Source organism: Clostridium magnum DSM 2767, from assembly GCF_001623875.1.
Lineage (GTDB): Bacteria > Bacillota > Clostridia > Clostridiales > Clostridiaceae > Clostridium_AM > Clostridium_AM magnum.
This window is the reverse complement of the sequence record NZ_LWAE01000002.1, coordinates 39,456-64,782: the sequence shown is the minus strand read 5'-3', so window position 1 is coordinate 64,782 and position 25,327 is coordinate 39,456. Positions and strand designations below refer to the sequence as shown.

31 protein-coding genes and 1 riboswitch are annotated in these 25,327 nt (G+C 33.2%); of the genes, 4 read left to right on the top strand and 27 right to left on the bottom strand.

What is annotated here, in order from left to right; genetic code table 11:
* Positions 1–69: 69 nt before the first annotated feature.
* Positions 70–165: riboswitch (guanidine-I (ykkC/yxkD leader) on the bottom strand.
* Between the two features lie 216 nt (positions 166–381).
* From CLMAG_RS07890 to CLMAG_RS07870, 5 genes are all read right to left on the bottom strand, one after another.
* Positions 382–1,098 (bottom strand): alanyl-tRNA editing protein, encoded by a 717-nt coding sequence (locus tag CLMAG_RS07890; protein WP_066620663.1) that lies wholly within the window; start codon positions 1,096–1,098, stop codon positions 382–384.
* A 32-nt stretch (positions 1,099–1,130) separates the two neighbouring features.
* A complete protein-coding gene (locus CLMAG_RS07885; RefSeq protein ID WP_066620657.1) occupies positions 1,131–1,682 on the bottom strand; it encodes a helix-turn-helix domain-containing protein in 552 nt (183 codons plus the stop codon).
* 368 nt (positions 1,683–2,050) lie between these two features.
* The gene (locus CLMAG_RS07880; RefSeq protein ID WP_066620655.1) at positions 2,051–3,040 is read right to left on the bottom strand and encodes a lactate/malate family dehydrogenase; all 990 of its coding nucleotides are present in this window, start codon (positions 3,038–3,040) and stop codon (positions 2,051–2,053) included.
* Between the two features lie 196 nt (positions 3,041–3,236).
* Complete coding sequence (locus tag CLMAG_RS07875) at positions 3,237–3,779, bottom strand: hypothetical protein (protein ID WP_066620652.1); 543 nt, start codon at positions 3,777–3,779, stop codon at positions 3,237–3,239.
* A gap of 26 nt (positions 3,780–3,805) precedes the next feature.
* Entirely contained in the window at positions 3,806–5,080 is a 1,275-nt protein-coding gene (locus tag CLMAG_RS07870; RefSeq protein ID WP_423231068.1) for an aspartate aminotransferase type Ic, read from the bottom strand.
* A 348-nt stretch (positions 5,081–5,428) separates the two neighbouring features.
* Between CLMAG_RS07870 and CLMAG_RS07865 the strand changes: the two genes are divergently transcribed.
* Positions 5,429–6,712 carry an O-acetylhomoserine aminocarboxypropyltransferase/cysteine synthase family protein gene (locus tag CLMAG_RS07865; RefSeq protein WP_066620642.1) on the top strand — a complete coding sequence of 428 codons (1,284 nt, stop codon included), beginning with the start codon at positions 5,429–5,431 and terminating at the stop codon, positions 6,710–6,712.
* Positions 6,713–6,933: 221 nt separating this feature from the next.
* Here the strand turns inward: CLMAG_RS07865 and CLMAG_RS07860 are convergent, their stop codons facing one another.
* Positions 6,934–7,371: a MarR family winged helix-turn-helix transcriptional regulator gene (locus tag CLMAG_RS07860; protein WP_066620641.1), complete on the bottom strand. Its 438-nt coding sequence runs from the start codon at positions 7,369–7,371 to the stop codon at positions 6,934–6,936.
* A 177-nt stretch (positions 7,372–7,548) separates the two neighbouring features.
* Between CLMAG_RS07860 and CLMAG_RS07855 the strand changes: the two genes are divergently transcribed.
* A complete protein-coding gene (locus CLMAG_RS07855; RefSeq protein ID WP_066620638.1) occupies positions 7,549–8,550 on the top strand; it encodes a YhdH/YhfP family quinone oxidoreductase in 1,002 nt (333 codons plus the stop codon).
* A 178-nt stretch (positions 8,551–8,728) separates the two neighbouring features.
* Here the strand turns inward: CLMAG_RS07855 and CLMAG_RS07850 are convergent, their stop codons facing one another.
* From CLMAG_RS07850 to CLMAG_RS34880, 10 genes are all read right to left on the bottom strand, one after another.
* Entirely contained in the window at positions 8,729–9,286 is a 558-nt protein-coding gene (locus CLMAG_RS07850) for a nitroreductase family protein (protein WP_066620635.1), read from the bottom strand.
* 239 nt (positions 9,287–9,525) lie between these two features.
* The gene (locus CLMAG_RS07845; RefSeq protein ID WP_066620632.1) at positions 9,526–9,813 is read right to left on the bottom strand and encodes a YciI family protein; all 288 of its coding nucleotides are present in this window, start codon (positions 9,811–9,813) and stop codon (positions 9,526–9,528) included.
* A gap of 34 nt (positions 9,814–9,847) precedes the next feature.
* Positions 9,848–10,270 (bottom strand): VOC family protein, encoded by a 423-nt coding sequence (locus CLMAG_RS07840; RefSeq protein WP_066620626.1) that lies wholly within the window; start codon positions 10,268–10,270, stop codon positions 9,848–9,850.
* A 283-nt stretch (positions 10,271–10,553) separates the two neighbouring features.
* On the bottom strand, positions 10,554–10,736 hold the full coding sequence (locus CLMAG_RS30630) for an HNH endonuclease signature motif containing protein (protein WP_278329986.1): 183 nt from the start codon (positions 10,734–10,736) through the stop codon (positions 10,554–10,556).
* A gap of 195 nt (positions 10,737–10,931) precedes the next feature.
* Positions 10,932–11,537, bottom strand: a complete 606-nt coding sequence (locus CLMAG_RS07835) for an FMN-dependent NADH-azoreductase (protein WP_066620624.1) — start codon at positions 11,535–11,537, stop codon at positions 10,932–10,934.
* 91 nt (positions 11,538–11,628) lie between these two features.
* Positions 11,629–11,763, bottom strand: a complete 135-nt coding sequence (locus tag CLMAG_RS34890) for a hypothetical protein (protein ID WP_423231067.1) — start codon at positions 11,761–11,763, stop codon at positions 11,629–11,631.
* Complete coding sequence (locus CLMAG_RS34885; RefSeq protein ID WP_423231066.1) at positions 11,760–11,972, bottom strand: GNAT family N-acetyltransferase; 213 nt, start codon at positions 11,970–11,972, stop codon at positions 11,760–11,762. Before CLMAG_RS34885 ends, CLMAG_RS34890 begins: the two co-directional genes overlap by 4 nt.
* 196 nt (positions 11,973–12,168) lie before the next feature.
* The gene (locus tag CLMAG_RS07825; protein WP_066620621.1) at positions 12,169–12,546 is read right to left on the bottom strand and encodes a hypothetical protein; all 378 of its coding nucleotides are present in this window, start codon (positions 12,544–12,546) and stop codon (positions 12,169–12,171) included.
* 314 nt (positions 12,547–12,860) lie between these two features.
* Positions 12,861–13,502, bottom strand: a complete 642-nt coding sequence (locus tag CLMAG_RS07820; RefSeq protein ID WP_066620616.1) for a TVP38/TMEM64 family protein — start codon at positions 13,500–13,502, stop codon at positions 12,861–12,863.
* A 268-nt stretch (positions 13,503–13,770) separates the two neighbouring features.
* Positions 13,771–13,980 (bottom strand): helix-turn-helix domain-containing protein, encoded by a 210-nt coding sequence (locus tag CLMAG_RS34880; protein ID WP_073393272.1) that lies wholly within the window; start codon positions 13,978–13,980, stop codon positions 13,771–13,773.
* Positions 13,981–14,090: 110 nt separating this feature from the next.
* Here CLMAG_RS34880 and CLMAG_RS33175 point away from each other — a divergent pair, with 110 nt between their 5' ends.
* Positions 14,091–14,447: a hypothetical protein gene (locus tag CLMAG_RS33175; protein ID WP_207647051.1), complete on the top strand. Its 357-nt coding sequence runs from the start codon at positions 14,091–14,093 to the stop codon at positions 14,445–14,447.
* A gap of 25 nt (positions 14,448–14,472) precedes the next feature.
* Positions 14,473–14,661: a uroporphyrinogen decarboxylase family protein gene (locus tag CLMAG_RS07810; RefSeq protein WP_066620602.1), complete on the top strand. Its 189-nt coding sequence runs from the start codon at positions 14,473–14,475 to the stop codon at positions 14,659–14,661.
* Between the two features lie 32 nt (positions 14,662–14,693).
* Here the strand turns inward: CLMAG_RS07810 and CLMAG_RS07805 are convergent, their stop codons facing one another.
* From CLMAG_RS07805 to CLMAG_RS07755, 11 genes are all read right to left on the bottom strand, one after another.
* The gene (locus CLMAG_RS07805) at positions 14,694–15,020 is read right to left on the bottom strand and encodes a PhzF family phenazine biosynthesis protein (RefSeq protein WP_082831842.1); all 327 of its coding nucleotides are present in this window, start codon (positions 15,018–15,020) and stop codon (positions 14,694–14,696) included.
* A gap of 29 nt (positions 15,021–15,049) precedes the next feature.
* On the bottom strand, positions 15,050–15,580 hold the full coding sequence (locus tag CLMAG_RS07800; RefSeq protein ID WP_066620597.1) for a CDP-alcohol phosphatidyltransferase family protein: 531 nt from the start codon (positions 15,578–15,580) through the stop codon (positions 15,050–15,052).
* A gap of 324 nt (positions 15,581–15,904) precedes the next feature.
* Positions 15,905–16,825 carry a DMT family transporter gene (locus CLMAG_RS07795; protein WP_066620594.1) on the bottom strand — a complete coding sequence of 307 codons (921 nt, stop codon included), beginning with the start codon at positions 16,823–16,825 and terminating at the stop codon, positions 15,905–15,907.
* Complete coding sequence (locus CLMAG_RS07790; protein ID WP_066620591.1) at positions 16,812–17,798, bottom strand: ABC transporter ATP-binding protein; 987 nt, start codon at positions 17,796–17,798, stop codon at positions 16,812–16,814. Before CLMAG_RS07790 ends, CLMAG_RS07795 begins: the two co-directional genes overlap by 14 nt.
* On the bottom strand, positions 17,770–18,591 hold the full coding sequence (locus CLMAG_RS07785) for an ABC transporter ATP-binding protein (protein ID WP_066620588.1): 822 nt from the start codon (positions 18,589–18,591) through the stop codon (positions 17,770–17,772). The genes CLMAG_RS07790 and CLMAG_RS07785 overlap by 29 nt, the downstream gene beginning before the upstream one ends.
* A complete protein-coding gene (locus CLMAG_RS07780; RefSeq protein ID WP_066620586.1) occupies positions 18,588–20,132 on the bottom strand; it encodes an ABC transporter substrate-binding protein in 1,545 nt (514 codons plus the stop codon). Before CLMAG_RS07780 ends, CLMAG_RS07785 begins: the two co-directional genes overlap by 4 nt.
* A 14-nt stretch (positions 20,133–20,146) precedes the next feature.
* A complete protein-coding gene (gene nikC / locus CLMAG_RS07775) occupies positions 20,147–20,977 on the bottom strand; it encodes a nickel transporter permease (protein ID WP_066620584.1) in 831 nt (276 codons plus the stop codon).
* A 1-nt stretch (position 20,978) separates the two neighbouring features.
* Positions 20,979–21,917: a nickel ABC transporter permease gene (nikB, locus tag CLMAG_RS07770; RefSeq protein ID WP_066620581.1), complete on the bottom strand. Its 939-nt coding sequence runs from the start codon at positions 21,915–21,917 to the stop codon at positions 20,979–20,981.
* Positions 21,918–22,485: 568 nt separating this feature from the next.
* The gene (locus CLMAG_RS07765) at positions 22,486–22,902 is read right to left on the bottom strand and encodes a helix-turn-helix transcriptional regulator (protein WP_242872969.1); all 417 of its coding nucleotides are present in this window, start codon (positions 22,900–22,902) and stop codon (positions 22,486–22,488) included.
* 207 nt (positions 22,903–23,109) lie between these two features.
* Positions 23,110–24,375 carry an MFS transporter gene (locus tag CLMAG_RS07760; RefSeq protein ID WP_082831841.1) on the bottom strand — a complete coding sequence of 422 codons (1,266 nt, stop codon included), beginning with the start codon at positions 24,373–24,375 and terminating at the stop codon, positions 23,110–23,112.
* A gap of 61 nt (positions 24,376–24,436) precedes the next feature.
* Positions 24,437–25,237, bottom strand: coding sequence for a methyltetrahydrofolate cobalamin methyltransferase (locus tag CLMAG_RS07755; protein WP_066620578.1), 801 nt, complete (start codon positions 25,235–25,237; stop codon positions 24,437–24,439).
* Positions 25,238–25,327 lie beyond the last annotated feature (90 nt).

The window sequence follows — 25,327 nt, the reverse complement described above, 5'->3', positions numbered from 1 at the left end:
ATAATAATATTTCATAGCAATATTCTAAAATAAGTAAAATAAAAAAGCCTAAGGAAATATTATAAAAATATCTCCCAGGCTTTTATCCTTCCGTGTACACAATTAAATGTGCGTCTTCTCTCGGACCAGCCAGTCACAAACTGCGGAACCCTAGAAAACTATACAATTATTTAATTACTTATAAGTTGCAACTTATAGGCCTAGTTTAACATAGTAGTAGATTTAAATCAACTTAATATTTTTTCTTCACAAAGAACTACTGTTACGTCACAACTTAGGAAGATTGAGATATAATTTTATTTCACAAAGTATGAACATATTTAAAATAAATCAGTACTTAAGTATTTTAAGCCACCAGTGAGTATATTCTTCATTGTTAATCTAGCCTTCTATTTCAACATATATTCTCTTATTGGTTTTTCCTTTGCTTTTATAGTCCACTATTTTTATTTTTCCAACTTCAAGAGTATTTTTTACATGAGTTCCTCCGTCTGCTTGAAGATCTAATCCCTCAATTTCAACTGTTCTTATTTGCTTAATTCCTTCTGGCAACAGATTTATTTTCGTTCTTATTAAGTCAGGAATTTTAAAAGCCTCTTCTCTACCTAAAATATTTACCTTAATATCTCTTTTACATTGTACTTCCTTATTAACCTTCTCCTCAATTTCCTCTACTAATGCCTTATCAAAGTTTTCAAACTCAAAGTCCATTCTTCCTTTAAGACAATCCATATCTCCACCAGTTACCTGTGCTTTATAGTCTCTCCATACAACTCCACATAAAATATGCATAGCTGTATGAGTTCTCATTAACTTATATCTATGTTCCCAATCTATTTTTCCTGTACATATTTCATTGACTTCAGGAGTCTTTTCATCAATATAGTGGTATACGTCATTTCCTTTTTTCTTAATCTTTTTAACAATATATTTATCTGCAGCTGTTTCCAATACTCCAACATCACAGGGTTGCCCGCCTCCTCCTATATAAAATGCTGTTCTATCTAAAATAACAGCATTTTCAGCCACATCTACCCCAATAACTTTACATTCAAATTCCTTTATGTAACTGTCTTTTTGAAATATTAATTCAGTCATTTCTAGTTCCTCCCAAAATTTATTTAAAATTATTAAATTGGATAAAAATTTACAACTATAGCTTTAAGAATATCCTTGCCACAACTTTTATAAGTGTGAGGATTTGCTGATGAAAAACAAATAGAATCTTCCTTTTTCAACAAATATTCCTCATTGTTTGTTGTAAGTACAAGTTCTCCTTGAATAACACTGATATATTCTTGAGATTTTTCAGAATGACCAACAGAAGTATATACTGCACCTGAATCCAATTCAAGTAAAAATAATTCAAAATTTCTATGTGGTGTATTTCCATAATAGCAATATACCCTATATGTTCCATCTTCACTGTTCTGATATCCAGCTTCTGCTTTTCTTACCACAGAAGCTTCATCTTCAAGTTTATCAATCAGCACTGTGTATGGAACATTTAAGCCCTTTGCAATTTTCCAAATAGTATTGATTGTTGGATTTGTATCTCCTTTTTCAATTTGCGAAAGCATTACCTTGCTCACTTCAGACAATTCCGCCAATTGTCCTAAACTTAAATTTCTTTCCAATCTCAAACGCTTAAGATTTTCTGCAATTATTGGATTCAGATTCATGTAATAACCTCCTGTTGTTATAAAAATGTATTTAAATATTGTTAATTATATTTAACATTTGTTCTTTATACATTACAATTATTAAATATATTATACATATCGTAAATTATAATTTCAAGTTTTATTATAAAAAGATTTACTTACCTAATGCATACAATTTTATCTTAAGACTTATTATTTTATGGAGTATGAAGTTTTTAAAAATTGATAGACCTAATGGTATCGCAATACCAAAGAATTTACAATAAAAGATGGAGACCCCTTTAGGTCCCCATTATGTACGTACATATAAAATTAATTAATGAACCACAGGAGTCTTGTAAGTGTAGTTCCATCCGAACTTGCCTTTCCCACCAAACATTCTATTTTTATTTTGCAAACTCTGGACCAGTTTTTGCATCACGCATAGTTGCTTGAATAAATGCAATTGATTCTTCTAATTTTTGTGTTTCCCATTCATTCAATTTTATAGGTAATTGTCTTAAAATGCCTTCACGCCCTATAATGCATGGCATACTCAATGCCACATCACCATCATGACCATATTGACCACGTAAAGTAGTGGAAGCAGGATAAACACTCTTTTCATCTAATAAAACTGCTTTTGCCATTGTAATTGCAGACTGAGCAACACCAGCATTGGTCCAACCTTTACCGTTTAACACTTTATAAGCAGCACTTACAACGGAAGCTTTTACTACTTCAGGATCTTGAATATCTGCTGTTGCTTCTAAATATTGATTTAATTCGTTAAATCGAATACCAGAAACATTGACATGACTCAAAACAGGGAATGCAGTACTACCGTGTTCACCCATCATATAACCAGTAACAGATTTAGGATCAATCTGATAAGTATCGGCTACTATTTTACGTAAACGAGCAGAATCCAACATTGTTCCAGTACCAAATACACGTCCAGCAGGATAACCAAATTCATTTTCAGCAATATAAACCATCGTATCCAATGGATTGGTAATTAGAATTATAATTGCTTCTTTTGTATATTTCGTAATACCTGTCATTACCTCACGGATAACTTCACAGTTCATTTTTGTTAATAGAGTACGATCTGGTTCACCTTTTGGATCATTAGGATCAGGTATAACACTTGGACCTGCGGCAACAATAATGACGTCAGCGTCCGCGCATTGTTCATATCCTCCACTCTTAACATCCACATTATTCATATAAGTTAAGGCTGTTGCTTGAGCTTGATCAAGGGCCTCTCCGTAAGCTACATTTTCTAAAATATCAATCACACCAATTTCTGCAAACAAACCAGTTTTCATAGCATCTGCTAAAACATACGAGCCAACATGTCCGACTCCAACAACTACTAATTTATTTTTATGCATATAACCATCTCCCAAGAAAATTTTATTTTTGTCAAACTAAATTTTTATAATAGTTACATATTAACACAAATGGCAGCATGTTGTACATTACAGATTCCAGGTTCTATATTAGAAAAGTGGCATACCAAATAAGAAAATTGTAATTATTCCAGTTCACCAAAAGTTGAGAAAAGGTGCCAAAAGAAAAGGATACTATTTATTTAGCATCCTTAAATTTAAAAATGTATTCAAACCTTTGTTTTTGAGTATATAATTGATCTATGGCAAATGTTAATTTTGTTATTGTTTCAGCACCTTTAGAAAGTCCATTATTAGCTATAATATTTGAATTACCCTTTATACCATCTATTAAATCTTTTTTAGCCTGTTGTATATCTCTTTCTAATTTGTCGATCTCTCTGTCCATTTGTTTTAAAAACTCTTGAATTTTATTGTCTATTCCTATTATCTCACTTTTTAGAGTTTTATCTGCTTCTACTTCTGTTTGTATTTGTTCAGACTCATATTTTATATCGTCGACACTATCATCAAATACAATTTCATCAACAACTATATGATCCTCTGTTTCATGGACAATTTTTGTTATAAGTTTACCATCTTCGGAATAAGTCTCCTCTATTTTAGCCCTATCCATAGCTTTTAATTGCCTCATAAGTCTTTCAGCATCTTTTTTATATAGGTCTAGCGTGTCTATTACTTCATCATCACTTAAAATTTTTATATAATTCTTTTTTACCATTTAACATTCCCTTTCGTAACCCTATATTACTTCGTAAGCAGAAGGCTATTAATACTCTCTATCTGTATGCATATACAAAATATCTCAATTGCCTTTTTAAGCTCATCAATGGATGGCAATGTAGGCGCAATACGTATATTTCTGCCCCTCGGATCCTTGCCGTATGGGAAGGTAGCACCAGCGGGTGTCATTAATACACCTGCCTCAGCAGTCATGGCAACTACTTTCTTTGCACACCCGTCAAGAGTATTAAGGCTAATAAAATATCCACCGTTAGGCTTGTTCCACCATGCAATTTCCTTGCCGCCAAGCTCAGTATTAAGTATATCTAAAACAGCTGAAAATTTCGGTTCAATAATCTCAGCATGCTTCCTCATATGCTCTTCAATATTCTCCATGTTTTTGAAGAACCTCACATGGCGAAGCTGATTCATTTTATCAGGCCCTATCATCTGAACTGACATCAATTTTTTAATCATGCTTACATTTGCTTTACTTGCAGCCATCGCTGCTACACCTGCTCCAGGGAAGCTTATCTTTGAAGTTGAGGTGTATACAAACACTCTGTCTTCATTTCCTGCATCCTTACAAGCCTTCATTATATTCTTAAGCCTGTCTCCCTTGCCGAAAAGATGATGTACTGCATATGCGTTATCCCAGAAGATTCTAAAATCTTTAGCCTTGGTTTTCATCCCTGCAAGCCTGTCTACAACATCATCTGAATAGGTAATTCCATCGGGATTGCTGTACTTTGGAACACACATAATTCCCTTTACTGCTTCATCTTCATAAACAAGCTTTTCAATGGCATCTATATCAGGTCCATCGGACTTCATATCCACAACGATCATTTCAATACCGAAAAGCTCACATATAGCAAAATGACGGTCATATCCAGGACTAGGACACAAAAACTTAACCTTAGGGAGCTTTCCCCATGGAACTTCACTGCCTGATACACCGAAAGACATTGCACGGGCTATTGTATCGTATATCATATTAAGTGCAGAGTTACCACCTATAATAACTTCATCCGTATTAACCTCGAGAAGCTCTGCAAAAAGCTGTTTTGCCTCAGGAATGCCATCAAGACCTCCATAATTTCTGCAGTCCGTACCGTCATAACTCTTATAGTCTGTTACATCTAGCATTCCAATGGATAAATCCAGCTGCTCTTGGCATGGCTTTCCCCGTGACATATCGTACTTAAGGTTCCGACTCTTAAAGTCCTCATATCTTTTTAAAAGCCCTTCTCTATATTCCTGCAAGGCTTTGGAATCCATCTCAGAAAATCTCACCACTATTTATAGCCCCCTTATTAAATACAAATTGATACATTCCCACTTTTACCCACCAAACTTTCCTACTTGGATACTTGTGAAAGAAAAAGTGTATTTATAAAGAATTTTAATATATATCCCGGATAATTGCAAGCTATGGTTATAATAAATTTCAGTTTTATTCATTCCGGCCTCTTATTCCACCCAAAAATTACTTATAATGCAAGTTTTGAATCAAGTTTTATTCAGTTCTATTTTATATAATCAACAGTAAAAATCTTGAGTAATTAATATCCAATTTACCCTTGAAGTACCATAAAATTAAAATTATAATGATTATATTATTATTTTCAGAAAGGACGTAATGAAATGAGAAATTATAAAATGAATACAAAATGTGTACAGGCCGGTTACAGACCCGGCAACGGTGAACCACGTCAGGTTCCTATTATCCAGAGCACAACCTTCAAATATGATACCAGTGAAGATATGGGAAAATTGTTTGACCTGGAAGCCACTGGCTATTTTTATACCAGACTACAGAATCCAACAAATGACTATGTGGCTGCTAAAATTGCTGATATGGAAGGTGGTACAGCTGCAATGTTAACTTCCTCCGGACAAGCTGCCAATTTCTTTGCCCTGTTTAATATCTGCAACTGTGGAGACCACATTGTTGCTTCTTCCAGCATTTACGGAGGTACTTTCAACCTGATTTCTGTAACCATGGCCAAAATGGGCATTACAACCACATTTGTTTCTCCTGATTGTACGGAAGAAGAATTAAATGATGCTTTCCAGCCTAATACCAAGGCAGTTTTTGGTGAAACAATTGCCAATCCTGCACTTACCGTACTGGATATCGAAAAATTTGCAAAGGCTGCTCATGGACATGGTGTTCCACTTATCGTGGACAATACTTTTGCAACACCTATTAACTGTCGTCCTTTTGAATGGGGTGCTGACATTGTTACCCATTCTACCACGAAATACATGGATGGTCATGGTGCTGCCGTAGGCGGGGCCATTGTGGACTCTGGAAACTTTGATTGGATGGCTCATGCTGACAAGTTCCCTGGGCTTTGCACACCAGATGACAGCTACCATGGTATTACCTATGCCGAAAAATTTGGTAAGGAAGGAGCTTTCATTAACAAATGTACCGCTCAACTAATGCGGGACTTTGGTTCTGTTCAGTCACCACAGCATGCATTCATCCTAAATCTTGGGCTAGAAAGCCTTCATGTCCGCATGCCACGTCATTGCGAAAACGGACAAGCTGTTGCAGAATTTCTTCAGAATCATCCAAAGGTTGCCTATGTTAACTACTGCGGTCTACCAGGTGACAAATATTATGAGGTTGCACAGAAATACCTACCAAATGGCTCCTGTGGTGTTGTTTCCTTTGGTTTAAAAGATGGACGTGAAGCAGCTGAAATCTTTATGAAAAATCTTAAGCTTGCAGCCATTGAAACCCATGTAGCAGATGCCCGTACCTGCTGTCTGAATCCTGCAACAAGTACACACCGCCAGATGAATGACGAACAGTTAAAGGAGGCTGGTGTTCCAGCAGAATTAATTCGCATAAGCTGCGGCATTGAAGACAAAGAAGATTTGATTTTTGATATTTCACAGGCACTGGATTTCATTTAATAGTTACCCATGAAGATACTGACGTTATGTTTAATATTTTTTTATAAGGTATTAGATACAGTGCTGCACTAAAATATAGATTTAAAAAACTGCTTCAAAAATACTTATAGTGTTTTGAGGCAGTTTAACTAATCAGTTTTACTTTCACAGAGTGGCAAATATTTTCCTACTACATTTTTCAATACTTATTAGAATTACATGTTATACTTATTTCTCTCTGATTAAGTAGTTGAATTGAAATTATTATTTATTTTCTTTAACAGTTTTAAAAATATCTCTTTTTCTTCTTGTGAAAAATCTTTATAGGCAGTAGCATACACTTCATTAGAAATAGCTTTATACTTATCTTTTATCCGGTTACCTTCGCTAGTAAGTATTATATATGTAACTCTTTTATCTGTTTGATCTTTTATCTTTGTTATATATCCAAGTTCCAATAACTTATTTACCAATGGTGTTATTGTTGATTTATCTTTTCCAGTTATTTCAGCAATTCTCTTCATTGTTAACTTTCCATTATTTTCGTATAGAGCGGTAAGAATGTTCCCATGTGAAGGAATCAGCCCATCTAGACCGTTTTCAAGCAATTGCTTCTCGATAAAGCTTATCATTTTCTTTCTGGTTCTGCTTATAAAATATACTATATATTTATCATTCATATAAAAACCTCAACTTTAGACTTAATTGCATAACTTAACTAATTATGTAAATTATAATCCTATGGAAAAGTATAAGTCAATATATATCACTCAAGAAAATAGTTTGACACAAAACTATTTTTTATATATAATTAGTTTTACATCAAACTATTACCTTAGAGAGGAGAATTTAAAATCATGACAACGGAAAAATTTAAAGCCATGGTAGTAAGTGAACATGAAAATAATACCTATTCAAGAGAAATTGTAGATAAAGAGATTTCTAGTCTTCCTGAGGGAGATGTATTAATTAATGTAAAGTATTCATCTTTAAATTATAAAGATGCCCTTTCAGCAACGGGCAATAAAGGAGTAACACGAAACTATCCTCATACACCAGGAATAGATGCTGCTGGAATTGTGGCTCATAGTATCAATGAAAATTTTAAGGTTGGAGATCCTGTATTAGTTACAGGGTACGACCTAGGCATGAACACCTCAGGAGGCTACGGACAGTATATTAGAGTTCCTGCTGACTGGGTAGTTAAATTACCTGAAAGTCTTTCACCGATAGAAAGCATGATATATGGCACTGCAGGTTTTACAGCTGCTTTATCTGTATATAAACTAGTAGCATCAGGCATTACTCCATCTGATGGAGATATATTGGTAACTGGTGCAACCGGTGGAGTAGGAAGCATTGCAGTAAGCATCCTAAGCAAGCTTGGGTACAGTGTTATTGCTGCTACAGGCAAACCTGAGACAAAAAATATATTATTAGAAACGGGAGCAAAAGATATAATTCTCAGAGAAGAACTAGATGATAGGTCCGGAAGAACTCTTCTAAAAGGAAGATGGGCTGGAGTAATAGATACAGTTGGTGGAAATATTCTAGCAACAGCACTTAAATCCACTAAATATGGTGGAAGTGTAACTTCCTGTGGAAATGTCGCTTCTCCTGAGCTTTCAACAACTGTATATCCATTTATACTTAGAGGTATATCTCTCCTTGGAGTAGATTCTGTTCAATGTCCTAGGGACTTAAGATTAAAGCTATGGAATTTGCTTTCAAATGAATGGAAACCTGATAACTTAACTTTAAACGTTCAGGAAGTATCTCTAAAGGATTTAGATGCAAAAATTCAGGGGATTCTTGAAGGAAAACTAATAGGTAGAACTATAGTAAATCTTGATTTATAACAGCAAGAAAGGACAAATAGATGAAAACTTTATTTGAAAAAGAACTGATGAATATGGCGGAAGCTTAGTAAAACAATCCCCATCTGAATTAAGATCTTGCTTCAATAGAAATTAAACAATTGTAAACTGTAGGCTGTGGCGATATCATTTACAAAACTCAGCCTACAGTTAATACACTTTATGGGTGAAATATTATAGGTTTCTTTCTTTCTGGCGCTGTCAGTTTAGTTTTCATATACCCCATACTCATAGGGCAAACTAACTGATATTTTTCTGGAACACCATACTTTTCTTTAAATTCTTTTGTATTCAAAGTATGTTCTGCAAATCCAATCCAACAAGTTCCGATTCCCATACTATGCGCGGCCAACATTATGTTTCCTGCTGCAAGAGTACAATCGTAAACATACCAATGGGATTCTGTATTTCCATAAATAATTAATAACGTATTTGCATGATTAAAAATGCTATACTTAGGATTTTTCAACCAATCCTCATATTGATGTAAATAAGGATATCTTTCCAAGTTGTCCAATAAGTACTTTTTTGACATTTCTGATAAAGAATTTATTTCATCTTTATCACGAATTATTACAAAGCCCCATGGTTCAAGGCCTGAACCTGTTGATGATTTTGTACCTAATTCAATAAGATTAGTTAGAGTTTCTTCAGATATTATTTCATCTGTATAAGCTCGTATACTTCTTTTACTATTAATACATTCTAAAATATCCATTTATATTTCCCCTTTCACTTATATCTAGTATGTCAACAGTTAATACAGAATGCTTGGATACTAATTATAAAGATGTTTATAATTATAGTAGCTATACCAACTGCCTATTATATGAATTGGAAGTTAACAACAATAGACATTATATACATCCCCAATAGAAGTAATGTAACAAATTTAGAAAAATGTCGTTAACTAAAACATATATTATGCTAGTTTTATTCAATCAGACAAATTGGAATTTACTCAACAAATACCTTGAAGTCTTCAGTATATTTTGTTGGTTCAAATTCTACTATATCATAATTTGCAATTGTATTTTTCTTAAAAGGATCTTCATTAATAATTTCTTCAACCTCTTTCATATTTTTTGCATTGCATAAAATAATTCCACCAGTTCGAGGATTTTTTCGCCCAGAACAAACAAAATTGTTGTTGGCATAATATTTATTTAAGAATGCAATGTGCTCTGTCAAGTGCTTTTCAACCTCGTCTAGTGGCTTAATGTAAGTTAAATTGATTATAAACATTTTCTTTTCCCCCATACAATTTTAAATTCTTAATTTACTTCACTCTTTTAGACATTGGATGTTCTTTATTAAACTCAACCAAATCCCATAAGTTGCCATATAAATCTTTAAATACCGCCACAGTTCCATAATCTTGTGCTTTAGGTTCTCTAACAAATTCTATTCCCACTTTAATCATTTCATTATAATCACGCCAAAAATCGTCAGTTCCTAAGAAAAGAAATACTCTCCCTCCTGCTTGATTTCCTATAAAAGGCTCTTGCACTAACTTAGATGCTTTTGCAAGTAATATTGTTGTTCCATTTGAACCAGGTGGAGATACTACCACCCACCTTTTATCTTGCTCTGATTGATATATATCTTCTACTAATTCAAATTTAAGTTTTTTTGTATAAAACTCGATTGCTTCATCATAATCTTTTACAACTAAAGCAATATGCACAACTGATTGAATCATCATTTGCCCTCCTTTTTCTATTACAATTAGCTAACAGATAAATTTACTATTTATATTACTCAACCTTAAATTGGAATTTACTTCTTCTTACCTTTTTTATTGATAGCAAATAAAGCACATAAAATAGCAGCACCTATTATAATACAAATGGCAATATCCATTTAAAATTCTCCTCTCAAATTACTATTTGCCTAAAGATTATATAAATAGTCTTTACTTTATAGTTATTTACAATTGACGACACTTCTTAATAAAATTTTATATGTTTTGACTGTCGGCTAAGTCAGTTTAACGGAAACATTTTATAATATTCTCTATTACAATATTTATGTAGTAATTGTAAGTTATTATATTTTCTTGTTCCGCCATGTATAACCGGTACTTTATCCTGTACTTCCAATCTTTCTCTGAAATCTGCAATACTCATGTTGCATACGGAACATTTACAATTCTGTATTTTAGCCATTTTCTGTTTGCTTTTAATGCAGTTTCAGATGAGAATATCCCTACTACTAGGATATCAGACTAAAGTCTGCCCTAACATTTCAAGAAGAAGCCGCTTCTTGTCGCACACCAATTATTAGCCTAATTATAAGCTTTAACAACTTCCTACAATATAGTTTATGTCATCCCATAGGAAGATTGAAACTCTAAAAAAATATTAAAATTCCGCAGCTAAGTTAATAGCCTTTTTTATTGCCTCAGATATGATGTCATCTACATTATTACCAATAATATCAAGTCCTTCTGCATATAAACATTCATATTGGTCAATGCCAAACATTTTACATAAAGCTTCTAGATATCTAGACCCCATTTCTAATTCACAGGTATCAGCCTCTGTAAAAACTCCACCTCTGGTTGTAATAAACAACATCTTTTCAGCCTTACACATACCAACCATTCCATCTGAATTATAAGTGAATGTAATTCCTAATACAGCAATATTTTCTATATATACTTTTAGAATAGCAGGGAAACTAAATTCCCAAAATGGAGCAGCAATAACTATTTTACTTGCAGAAGCAAACTGTCTTGCCAGATTAAACATAGGGTTCTGATAGTCGCCTTGTTCAAGTAATTTTTCTTTATTTTTTAAGTTATCATTAGAAAAACAAGTTATCGGCAAATCAGTCAATGTAAGTTCTGTAATACTGCAATTAGGATTAAGTTTCTTACATTCTTGTAAAAAGCGATTTGCAATTTTATATGTACGAGAGATTGATATGCCACGTACACATGCGTTAATAAATAAAATTTTGTCCATCTTTTCCCCCATCCGATAAAAATTTTTCTCGTATTAACTAAAATTTATAACATTCAATCTCAAATTAGAATCTGTCGGCAAAAAATTATGCTTATAATCTCCACCAAAAATTTTCTCCACTTTTATCCTTTTTGAATCCACAACGCTCTAAAATCTTTTGAGAAGCCAAACCTTCTAACTCAGTTTCAGAAATTACACTTGTAACACCATTTTGTTTTAATGTCACTCACACATTGCTTTTACAGCTTCTGTCATATATCCGTTGTGCTCAAACTCTTTACCTAAACCATAGCCAATCTCAACTTCACCATTTCCATTAGGAATGTCCTTAGAATCCGCTGAACCTACTACAATCCTATCATCCCTACGAATTAAGAAAAAAAAGCTATGCCATAAATAATTGTTAGGGTCTTTTCGAGTGTAGGAAATCTTCAATCCATAGTTTTAATTGACTAGGAGTTAACGGAATAAGCTCCAAGCGTTCAGTTTGTATTATCATTTTGTTACCTTCCTTAAATAAAATCTTTATACACTTTAACTTCTTGTTATTAGCCCAATTGGTATAGATATACCATGTCCAATTTTATACATAACGTATACCACTTTAATCACTATTATACTTATATAAATATTATTCATTAATAATTTTTGATATAAATAAATTATTAATGTCCCTATATAATCTTATAAGTCTATTCTCCGTTATATCTAAGGAATATGGTAATTCCTTACCATTAGCGTATATGCCTTTAAAACCTTCAATATCCAAATGTTCCATTCTTAGTCTAACAGTTATAATATTTTCTCTCTTTTTACCATATTTACTTATAAGTCGTTCCTCTAATTTAAGGGCAAAAACTTTTGTCTCTCCTCCATTACCACGCCATACTGGGTAAAATTTTTTAATACACTTTTCTTCAAAAATTTTAATTAGACTATTAATTAGTATCTTAATATTATCATTAGAATTTTTATATTTATTATCATAAAAGAAATCTTCGTATTTCATTATCATTCCCTTCCTTCGTACATAGTTTTTGAATCTTTTATTAAATATTTTTTACTTTATTGTGTACTTCCGATTATAGACATTAATAGAAGTTTCTCCACCCTACCTTTTACTTTAAGGTATTCTTCATATAAATTAATATTCCTTCTAAAATAAAAAAACATGAAGTTAATGCAGAAAATTGTGCATTAGCTCCATGTTTAATATTATTACCTTATTGCTACAAAGTGAGTTTTTATTTAAATACAGTATCAACGTTATAAAGTTCTGTGATACTTATTACTATAATTAGTGAAATCAATAAACCTTCTTTTCTAAGCTAATCTTTCATTTCTTTGCTCTTTGTTCCATAAGTATATAGAGTACATACTTATCACAAATATAATAGCTATAATTATTGTTGTATTATTAGCTGAAGATATAACACTACCTCCAAGAAAGCTATAAAGTACCATCATTGGCATATTAGAAGCTATTACTGTTAAAATAAATTTTCTATAATTTAATCCAGTAGAGCTAGCCAAGAAACAAACTGCATCTGAAGGAGCTATTGGGCATAAAATACCTATAGCTAATACTTTTGTGTTATTTCCAAGCAATAATTCATAAAGCTTAGGATATTTATTTACAAAACAACCCTGAATATCAGAACTAACTAAAACCTTTGAGGTTATATAAACAATAGTTTCACTTAGTATAACTGAAATAAAAGTAAGAGCAAACCCCTCTATAGGAGTAAATATCATTCCTCCTAAAATCATGAATACTGCACTAGGAATTAATGCTACTATTCTTAATGAAGATAAAGCAATAAATATTAATGCCTTATAATTGCCACAGTTGCTAAAGAAGTCATTTAAATTATCCATATTTCCAGTCAGTAAATTTAATTTGAATAGTATATATATCAAAGCTATCCAAATAGTTACTATTAAAAACTTGCTTATTTTTTTCATTTAAATCACTCCCTTATACTAGTTACTTTTATTTATCCGATGGCTTACCCGCTCTAATGAGAACATCTTATATGAAACTCCATCTTATTCAAGTTTCCACTTCATTTAAAACTTTTTATTTAAGTATTCTTCCTCTAGTATAAAGACGTATTATTACAGTTTTGTTACAGTACTATGACAATATTTTATATTTTTATACTTCACCATCATATTCACAATGAGGACTTTAATCTTTGTAATTTTCTATATGGTTTTACACTTCCCATTCTTAGAACTTAAAATTTAATGATTTAGTAAATATTAGAATTTTAAAAGTTAAATAGAGATGAAATATTATATCAACATCATCTAGGTTAATATCCATGATTTCTTCTATCATCTTAATACGTGATATCAAAGTATTCCGGTGAATCTGCAAATCATTGGCTGTTGCTGCTACCCTTCTTTCGTTTTTTAGATAGGTATATAGTGTTTTCATATTATCTGTATGGTTATTATGATCATATTCAATTAAATTATCTGATTATGTATCAAATTCAGAAATCTCAAATAATGTTCAAATTGATGGAGTGAAATATTTTGTATTTGATGGGCATGATATTTTTTTCCAATTTAAAACTTCCCGGCCGTGAGCTGCCTGACAATATGCTTTGGCAGATTGATGAGCGTGAATTTATGACTGTCGATGACTATGATACCATAATAAATAAAGGTTTTACGGAATTTCAAAACAATTTTTATGCTACAAAGATAAATAAGAATTTTCCAAAAGGCACCTGTGTTTTTGAAACAGACGGCACAACAGATATTTATCCGATTACTACCCGATCTAATACTCCCATCTTCTTCAAAGTGGGAGTAAAGAACGGTTACGTTCCTGGATTCGTTCAACTAAGAATCAGGTGGAGTTTGAAACTCCATCTGATTCAAGTTTTCACTTCATAAAATAAAAGAAAAGCTGGGAGACCGTATGTGTATTAAAAGAGATGTGCAAGCTGCAAAACTTACTCTTGGAGCTCCTGATGAAGTATACAATTACAGTACTCAACTGATAAAGGACATGGGAACAGGCTTTATCCTTGGTTCTGGATGCGGAGTACCTCCAAATGCCAAAGTTGAAAATGTAAAAGCTATGGTTTCGGCAGCAACAGGAAAATAACGAAGGATTATTAGGGGAAGTCCAAACTTCCCTTAAAATAAATTGATGTCTGCAATAGAATACAGTGCTGCTTTTCCGCTCATTTTAATGCGGTTGCCCTCAACTTTGCAATACAAGGTTCCATCTCTTCTTGAAGCCTGGTATGCAATAATGTTGTTCTTTCCTATCTTGTTTGTCCAAAATGGAACTATACGGCAGTGGCCTGAGCCGCAAACCGAGTCCTCCGTAACATTAAGTTTAGGCGCGAATGAACGTGATACACAATCAAAGTTTTTTCCCTTTGCTGTAACCTGCAATAGCATTCTGACCTCAGTTAATAATTCTTCATAATTTACACTTGTGACACAAGAAAAGAACATTGCGTATTAAATAAACCCAAAGATTATTCTCATTTTGTGAATATACTTTGCCTGTTTACTTGCAGTTCACTTGATGTCAGCTGAATAATCAATTCCTCAATTCCTGATATGCTTGCCACAACACAAATTATATACATCAACACATTTGTATTGATATAGGGAAGCAATATTGGAAATATGAATAAAACTATACCGGTGATTTTATTTCCGTAAGTGTGAATACTTACAAAGGTTTTATATTTTTTCAAAGCCACAACCATCGATGCTAATCTGATAATAGCAATTGAAATAATCCAAATGACGATTTCGGTTGCAGGATTTACAATTGGATAAAACACAAATAATAATACACAGTCCGTTATCATGTCAGCCATGGAATCAAGCTTTGCGCCAAATCCGCTTGTTGTCCCTGTCTTTCTCGCAATAAACCCATCCATAATATCGCTGAATCCACAAATAATATATATTGCGTAAAAGGCTACACTTAATGGCTTAACAAAAATCAAAATTAAAGAAAAAAATATTCTACTAAACGATATACAATTTGGTATTGCTTTCATCTGACCACCACCCAAATATTAACAATCTTTGTTTCACCCTTATTCACGATTGTGAGTTATCTACTGGCAATTATACCACGTTTTTGAAAATAATTTATAATAACAATCAAAATAAAATCATCATCAAACACTACATTATTCAATTTTCAAAGGATATTCATATATTTAGATTTATAAATTAATATGGCATTATCAGAAGTGGAAATCATGCAATCAACTATTCCCAATACAATATATCAACAAGTATATGGTATAAAAATAGGAATCAGTGAGTACATTCTCACTGATTCCTATTTTGCATAAGACACAAAACGAAAGCACTGGTTATTTGTTAACAATCCATATACCTGTGCAAGCTAAAACTAAGGCTACCAAGTTCTTTACCTCAAATATTGTCTCTCCTAGTAGAAAAGCAGATAGTATTGCACCGAATATAGGTGTTAAAAAGTTGTACATAGTTATCTTTCCAACTTTATTATATTTATATAGGGTTGACCATACTACTAGTGCCACAGAGGATAAAAGAGCCATATACAATAATAGTATTCCAGATTCTGCCGATGCAATGTGCAGCGTTCCACCAGCTGATTTTCCTATTGCTATAAGCATTAAGCTTCCAAATATAAGCTGCCACGCCGTTGTAACAAATACATCATTGGTCTTTACAAGATTTTTATTGTATATACTTCCAATTGAACCCATTAATGCTGAGAAAATTAAAAATCCATCACCCATTAATTTGAAGGATCCACCTATGCCTCCACCTTGAAAGTTAAGCACTATAATTGATAAGAAACCTATAGCACAACCTATAATCTTCTTTGTAGACAGCTTGTCATCCTTATAAACAAAGTGAACAAGGACTATATTTATGAAAGAACTTAAGGAACCAAGTATAGAACTCTTTACCCCTGTGGTATTTGCCATACCTATATAAAGAAAAACATATTGCATTAGTGTATACACAATTCCTAAAAATACAAAGCTCTTAAAATCTGATACAGATTTGGGCATTATACTTTTTCCCATTAATTTCTGTATAATCATTAGAATTATTCCGGCTACTAAAAATCTATATCCAGCAAATATTAATTTTAAGAAACTATCATTTGATTGTATATCAAAAATATCATAGCCTAGTTTAATCACCGGATATGCGCTCCCCCATAGAAAGGTACATAAAATAGCTAATAAAACTATATATTTCTTGGTAGTAAATATTTTTTGTACGTTAAACTTTAACATCTTTAATTTGCTCATCTCCTATCTGATGACAAGCTGCGAAGTGATCTTTTGCTATTTCTTTTAGCTCTGGCTTTTCCTTCAAGCATTTATCTATACATTTTGTACATCTTGAACTAAATCCGCATCCAGGCTGTATATCAGATGGACTTGGCGGCTCCCCTTTTATTATTCCAATTTCAGTGCTATTCTTCCTATTAACGGAGAATACTGATGCTAATAGCGCTTTCGTATATGGATGAGCAGCGTCTGTAGTAAGCTTATTGCTATCAATTACTTCAACAATTCGTCCAAGATACATCACTATGATTCTATGACTTATATTTCTAACTACTGCTAGATCATGGCCGATAAAAACATATGACAATCCCTTCTTTTTCTGCAAATCCATAAGAAGTTTAATTACCTGCTCCTGTATAGAAACATCTAAGGCTGATGTGGCTTCGTCACATATTACGATTTCTGGCTCTAGAGATATTGCTCTTGCTATTGCGACCCTTTGCTTTTGTCCCCCGCTTAACTGATGTGGATATCTCCCCATAAAATCCTCAGTGAGTCCAACCATTGCTAGCAGTTTTTTTGCTTCACTTTCAGCCTCACCTTTATTCATAAGCTTAAAGTTTAACAATGGCTCACTTACAATATGTCCAATTTTCATACGGGGATTGAAGGATTCAGCAGCATCCTGAAATATCATCTGGATTTTCCTTCGGTTTTGTCTAACTTCTTCGCCCTTTAAATGGGTAATATCTCTGTTATTATAGGTAATATTCCCTGAGGTTACACTCTCCAATTGAGTAAGAACTTTTGCTATGGTGCTTTTACCACATCCGCTTTCACCAACGATGCCTAAGCATTCACCTGGATATAATTCAAAACTTACATTGTTAACTGCAGTTAATTTCTTGCCATCTTGTAAATTAAACTTCTTTGTAAGATTTCTTACTTTAAGTACCGGTTCTTTCTTTTCCCTCAATGTTGTATCCTCCCAGTTCAGGTACTGCTGACAGCAGGCTTCTTGTATATTCACTCTTTGGATTATTTATAACCTGATCTTTAAGTCCCCATTCCACTAATTCACCCTGACGCATTACTGCAATTTTATCACACATATAAGATGCTACCCCCATATTATGTGTAACCATTATTATGGTTGTGTTAAAATTTTTCCTCAGCTCCATCATTTCTCTTACCACCTGTGCTTGGACAGTTACATCAAGAGAACTAGTTGGCTCATCAGCTAGAAGAAGTTCTGGTTCCATAATCATTGCCATGGCTATAGCTACTCTCTGCTTCATACCGCCGCTTAATTCAAGTGGATATGAATTCATTACACGGCTTGCATCAGGCAGCTGCATTTTTCCAAGCATATCTATAGCTTTATCATGTGCGTCAGCTTTTGAAATATCAAAATGACTCCTTATGGTTTCAATAAATTGATCTCCAATTTTTAAGATAGGAGTTAAGGATCTTCCTGCGTCCTGAAATATGATGGCTATCCTATTTCCTCGAATTTCTCTCCATTCTTTCTTAGAGAATTCAAGAAGATTTCTGTCTTTAAAAATAATATTCCCAGAAGAGATGCTGCTTCCCGTAGGCAATATTCCTAATATAGAGCGTAAAAGTGTGGACTTTCCGCTGCCACTTTCACCTACTATACCAACTATCTCATTATGTCCGATGGACATACTTACATTTTTCACTACAGGCTCTTGCCTACCATACTTTATAGAAACATTATTTATATTTAAAAAGTTCTTTTCTATCATTTTTTATCTACTTTGTTATCCAACATATAGAAATCTATTGGATAAACTTCCATTCCTGTAACTGTACTTTTGCTTACTCTATTACTCATTGGATTTACAAGGAATAATCCTGCATTATCCTCTAATAAAGTTTGTTGTACTTTTGTAGCAATCTCATTTCTTTTTTCAATATCATATTCAGTTTTAAATTTATCGATTAGGGCATCTACAGTTGGGTTACTATATTTTCCAAAGTTTGTGCTTCCACCAGTTCTATAATATAACTCTAAGAAGGATTGAGGATCTCCTGTAGTCGCTGTATTTACATTGTATAAGGAAAGATCAAAATCCCCACTCTTTAGTATCGGATTAACTGTTTCATAAGATTTTAAATTGGCAGCTATACCAATTTCTTTAAGTTGAGCTTGCATTGCTTCACCAATTACCGGAATTTCCGCACGGGTTGGGAATACCGCAATATTTAACGCTAATTTTTTGCCATTCTTCTCTAATATTCCATCGCCATCCGTATCTTTATAACCTGCATCATTTAATGTCTTAGTTGCTTCTGCTTTGTTATATGTATATCCCATAAGGTTCTTATTTCCAAAAGGAAGTGATCCTGGGAAAGGTCCTACTGCAGCTACAGCAGTGCCCTTAAGTAGTGATTTGCTGTAAGATTCTCTATCAACCCCTAGGGCTATAGCCTTACGAACTGCTGGATCTTTTAAGAACTCATTATTAAAATTAAAATATGACATTACTATTCTAAGACTAGTAGTTGTGCTTATAGTATATTTTGACTTATCTTCAAATAACGACAAATTATTGATTGAAACATTGTTTGCTACGTCAATTTCTCCTGATTGTAGAGCCATTGAACGGGTATTATCGTCTTTAATATACTTAAAAGTAGCCTCGTTTATAAGTGCTTTTCCGCCCCAATAATCGTTATATCTTTCTACTACTACCTGTGAACCATCAGTATAGGATTTAATTTTAAAGGGACCTGTACCTATTGGAGCTTTAGCAACTGTATCTGCAGCAGCACTAGCATCAATAATTGAGTTAATAGGATCAGCAAGATTCCCTAAAAGTGTTGTATGTGGTGTTTTTGTAGTTATAGTAAGATTTTGTCCATCTGCTACTATTGAGTTAACTACTAGCATTTCCTGTGTTCTTGGGTTTGCTTTCAGTGCTCTTTCCATAGATGCCTTTACAGCATTTGCAGTAAGAGGATTACCGTTATGGAATTTAACTCCGTCTCTAATATGAAACTGCCAAGTTAAGTCGTCTACCTTCTTCCATGTGTCAGCAAGTGAAGGCTCTATCTCCATATTTTTGTTAAACTTAACCAAAGTTTCTCCTATACCATACATGGAAACATACCAGCCGTTCCATTCAAGAGCAGGATCTAAATTTGTTTGATACAGATTCAATCCCACTGTAATATTTTTTGTTTCGTTACTCGTAGTTTTATCCGCAGAATTATTACTCTTGCATCCCGCAAAGCTTGTACATAACATGGCTATTAAGCCTATAATTGCTAATTTTTTCTTCATTTTTAAATCTCTCCTTAATATTCTTCATTTGGATCTAATATATCTCTAATACCTTCTCCCAGTAGATTGAATACTGTTACAGTTATAAACATTGCAATGCCTGGGTATATCATAAGCCATGGTGCAGTTTGTATGTATGCTCTGCCTTCATTTATCATATACCCCCATTCAGGCGTAGGCGGCTGTGCGCCAAGACCTAAAAAGGAAAGGGATGATATTTCAAGCAGCATACTTCCTATATCCATAGCAGCCATTACAATAAGGGATGGAATTATATTAGGTAATACATATTTTAAAATTATTTGGTATTGTCTTGCGCCGCCCATTTTTGCAGCTTTAATGTAATCTTTCTTTCTTATAGACATTGCTAGCCCTCGGCTTACTCTTGCATATTTAGCCCAATTCACCACAGCTAAAGCTATGATTGTATTTATTGAACTAGGTCCAAGGACTCCCGCAATAGCGATAGCAAAAATAATTCCAGGGAAAGCAAGAAAAACATCACAAAATCGCATTATTATTACATCTACTATCCCACCAAAATAACCTGCTAGTGTACCTAAAGTTGTCCCAACTATAAATACTATTATTACTAGAATAAAAGTCATCTTTAAGGAATTTAGTGCACCATATAGAATTCTAGAAAACAGATCTCTTCCTAATTGATCTGTACCTATAAGGAAAATATCACTTGATCCCTTTAGTGAATTTGCCATATCTGCTTTCAGTGGATCATGAGGCGCTATAAATGGCGCAAGTATGCTTATTAAAACTAAAACAAGTGCTAATATACAATAAACCATAAAGGATTTATTTTTTCTTAAAACTAAGATAATGTCTTCCAAGTTAAGCCCTCTTTTCTAAACGGATACGTGGATCTAAAATATAATAGGAAATATCCACCAACATATTAATCAACATGTAAATAACTGTCATCCATACAACATAGCCTTGTATCAATGGATAATCTCTTGTAAATATGGCCTCTATAGCCAGCTTGCCCACTCCCGGCCAAGAAAAAATAGTTTCTATAATCACTGCTCCTCCAAGCAGTACTCCAAAAGATAATCCTAGTAAGGTTATTATAGGAACTACTGAACTTCTTAGAACGTGTCTTAATAATATTACTCTACCTTTAATTCCTCTAGCTTTTGCACCTATTACATACTCCTGAGATATCTCTTCCAATATGGATACCCTTACCTGTCTTGTATATCTAGATGCCAATAAAATAGTCATAGAAGCGGAAGGCAATATGATACTTGTCCAGTTTGAGCTGCCCATCACAGGCAAAACTTTAAGTTTCAGTGCAAATATGTACATCAGTATTAGTGCTATCCAAGGTGCTGGCAGTGATATTCCAAGAAATGACACTGCTCTTATTATGTTATCTAGTGCCTTATTCCTATGTAATGCTGATATTATCCCTAATGGCAGTGCTATAATCGTCGTCATTAGTATGGTCATCCCTGCAAGCTTAAAAGTAGCAGGCAAAGCTCTTAATATCAAATCTAATACAGGCTTGTTATATTTATAGGAAGTACCAAAATCCCCCTTAAACACATCTGTCAACCAATGTAAATACTGAGTAAGAAAGGGTTTATTTAATCCTAGTCCTTCTCTAACTTGTTGTATAAGTTCTGGCGAAGGAGTAACTCCAGTGGCGCTAAGCATTAGTTCTGCCGGATCCCCCGGTGAAAGATATGTAAGCGCAAAAGTTAAAAATGTAATTCCAAGTAAAACAGGTATTAAATAGATTAACCTTTTTATTATGTACTTTACCAACTTGTTTTTATCACCCTTTCTATGAAGTGTAAACTTGAATCAGATGGGGTTTCAACCCCCACCTGATTCTTAGTTGAACGAATCCAGGGACATAGCCGCTCTTTACTCCCAGTTAAGCAGAGAGCCCAAATCTATGATTTGGTGCGAATCGCTTACTCCTCTGACATTAGGAAGAGGAGTTTCATATAAGCTAGAAGTATTAGAGCGGGTAGTCATCGGACTAATGCCTTAAAGTCTTTTTTGAACCTATTGGGAACTAGTTTCCAAGCTCACTATATAAATTTCAAACTAAACAATAATGATATTATTTATTACTTGAACTTGAAACTCATTCTCAATAAACTAACGTGATTATTATATATCAATTTTCTCAGAATAGCAATATAGATATACTATACATTTATTGGAATATAAAGTTAAAACTTTAATAAGTTTGGAGTTTTAGATCGAGTAGTCATCGAATAAATATCAATAAAAAAAGTCTGTGTCGAGAGTTAACACAGACTGCTTGGATACTAATTATAAAGATATTTCTGCTTATATCAAATTTCACTTTAAAAACTCGTCCTCAATTTAGGTGTGGCATATATTCAAATGCTGTTATTCCATATATGCTTTTAAAATGCTTATTTAAATGTGTTAAATCAACAAAACCACATTCTGCTACTGCCGAATAAATATCCTTGCTTTTTTCTATTAACTGCTTTGCAAGTTCTAACTTACAGTTAAGAAAATATTGGTATGGTGAAATTCCAGTATTAGCTTTAAATAATCTGATAAACTGAAATTTTGACATATCAAGCTCTTTACAAATGTCATCAAGTCTTAATACATTTTCTAAGCTACAATAAATCATATCTTTTGCTTTTCTAATTATAGTACTATCTTTCTTGCAACTTATATAAAGATTAGTTTGAGTATAGCTATCTGCAAGAGATAAAAGTAATTCATTACACAATGCTTCATCTTTTCCTCTTAAAATCAAATGACATATAGTATATTATTGCAGTTTTATTGCCATTACAGTTGTGCTTTTTCTGGGTCAAATGGAATCATATTTCTACAAATCTCATTAGGCTGTCACTATAAAAAATAAATATAGCAAAATATAAAAGTATGTTGAAATTTCTCTTTTATCTAAAACTTCAACATACTTTTGAAATTGCTATTTTAATAGTTCTACTCTGTGGATTTATTTATCTATAGAGAAATCTTCTCCAGAGGTATGATATGAATTTTTCTTTATGAGCCTAAGCAACAGCATTGAGACTATTAGACCTATTACTTCCATCACAAAAAGAAATATAAAAATATACTTATATCCTAATTGCCCTGGGTATTTGTCCAACCAGTTACCCATAAGGGTATATATAAATGCATCTGGAATATATCCAATAAATGATGCAAAACCAACTGCTGCCCCAGCAACAGAAATAGAAATTTTCACCTCATCTACTGTGGCAAAATAAATTCCTCTCATTCCATAGTCTACAAATCCTAAAACTAACATGTTCACTATTACAATTGGAAGAAGAGCTTTATTACCAGGAAGTATTATAAATATTGCTAAACAAATAATTAGCATAATATACCCTACAAATAGTACCTTAGCAGAAGATCCTATTTTATCAGCTATGAATCCAGAAGTAGCTCCGCCAGCCATTTGAAGCACGTACGAACGAATTATTCCAAGTAAAGCTCCAATTGCTACCGAAGCACCATAAACCGTAGTTACGTAAGGAGTCAAATAAGTTTGCCCACAGTATACAGAATAAGTTGTAAATATTATTAATGCGATTAGCCAAACCCTAGGATCCTTTACTACTAAAATTGTATCCTTCAGTACTGAACTTGGATTTTCTTCTTTCTCGGAATCTTCCAATACGAACCAGGTAAGTATACCTACTATTATTGAAAGACCAGCATACAAATTAATAACCCATGCTAATCCATAAGTATCTTGGCCCATTTTGGCAAATACGTTTAGAATAGCTAGACCAGCTAGTGTTGATACTAATCCTCTACCGCCTTCAAGAAGACCGTATAATCTTCCCTGTTCTGAACTATCCCCCAACATTCTGACTGCTTTTATTAGTGCAGCCCAATAGGTAAAAATAGTAACACATCCCCAGAACGCGTGTAGTATTATACACATTCTGTATGATGGAAATGTAGAAAAATAAAAACCTCCTAAACCAGTAGCCACAAAGGAAAATGCTAGCATTTTTCTGCACGAAAAACGGTCAGCAAGCCATCCCCCAGGAAAATAACAAATCATTGCGACAATTCCATAGACACTTGATAGGTTTCCTATTTGCATGTTTGTTAGGCCTAAAGCTTTTTGCATTGGAATATAGTAAGCAAATCTTAAAAATGGCAATTGATATATAATACCACCGCCTAAGCATAATATGCTTAGCATAATCCATCTTTTAAAAGAATGTTTTTTACTATCCAATTCTATTCCCCCTTTCCTTGTATTAATATACTAAGCAAATCACATGCCACTATAAATTATTTCAAAATTCAAATTTCTTCTTCCTAAATGCTTTTAAATATTTCATACAGGACTTATCTTTTCCAGCTAATGTCTCAGCAACAATAATATTGGCCATCATTTTTTTATCTAATGGATTTACCATCAGTCCATCAAGTCCTTTAGCTATTGCCATTGTTGCAAATATACTATTCATATATTTTCTCTCAGGCAACCCAAAGGAAATATTTGATAATCCACACATAAAATGTACTTCTGGAAACGCCTTTCTTATATCTTCAACAGCATCAATAAATTCAATTCCAAAAGTATCATTAGTTCCAATAGGCTGCACTAGCGGGTCAAGAAAAATATTTTCGGCTTTTACACCATTTTTCACCAAACTATTTACCAATTGATCTGCAATTAGTACTCTTTCATTTCTTGTTTGAGGCATTCCTTTATCACTCATACATAAAGCAACAACCTTTAAATCTGTGTTTCTTACTATAGACAAAACTTGATCGTATCTATCTTTTTCTAAAGATATTGAATTTATCATGGGAAATCCTTTTGTATGTGCAGCAAGTCCTCTTTCTAGTGCCACTGAACTTGGACTATCTATGCAGCAAGGTATGTTTACAGCCTCTTGAACATTTTTTACTAGCCACTCAAGATATTCCGGCTCTTCTTCAACAAAAATACCTGCATTTACATCTATATAATTTGCACCTGCTTCTTCTTGTTCTTTAGCTATTTGTTTTATATATTCACTATTTTGCTCTCTTATCGCTTGCCCAACTAGCTTACGACTTGCATTTATTAATTCTCCAACTATATACATATCTAATCAACTCCTATTAAATAATTAAGTTAAAGCTGACTGGTGAACCCATTTTTTACAACAGTCAGCTCTGTAATAAGTGATAAATTT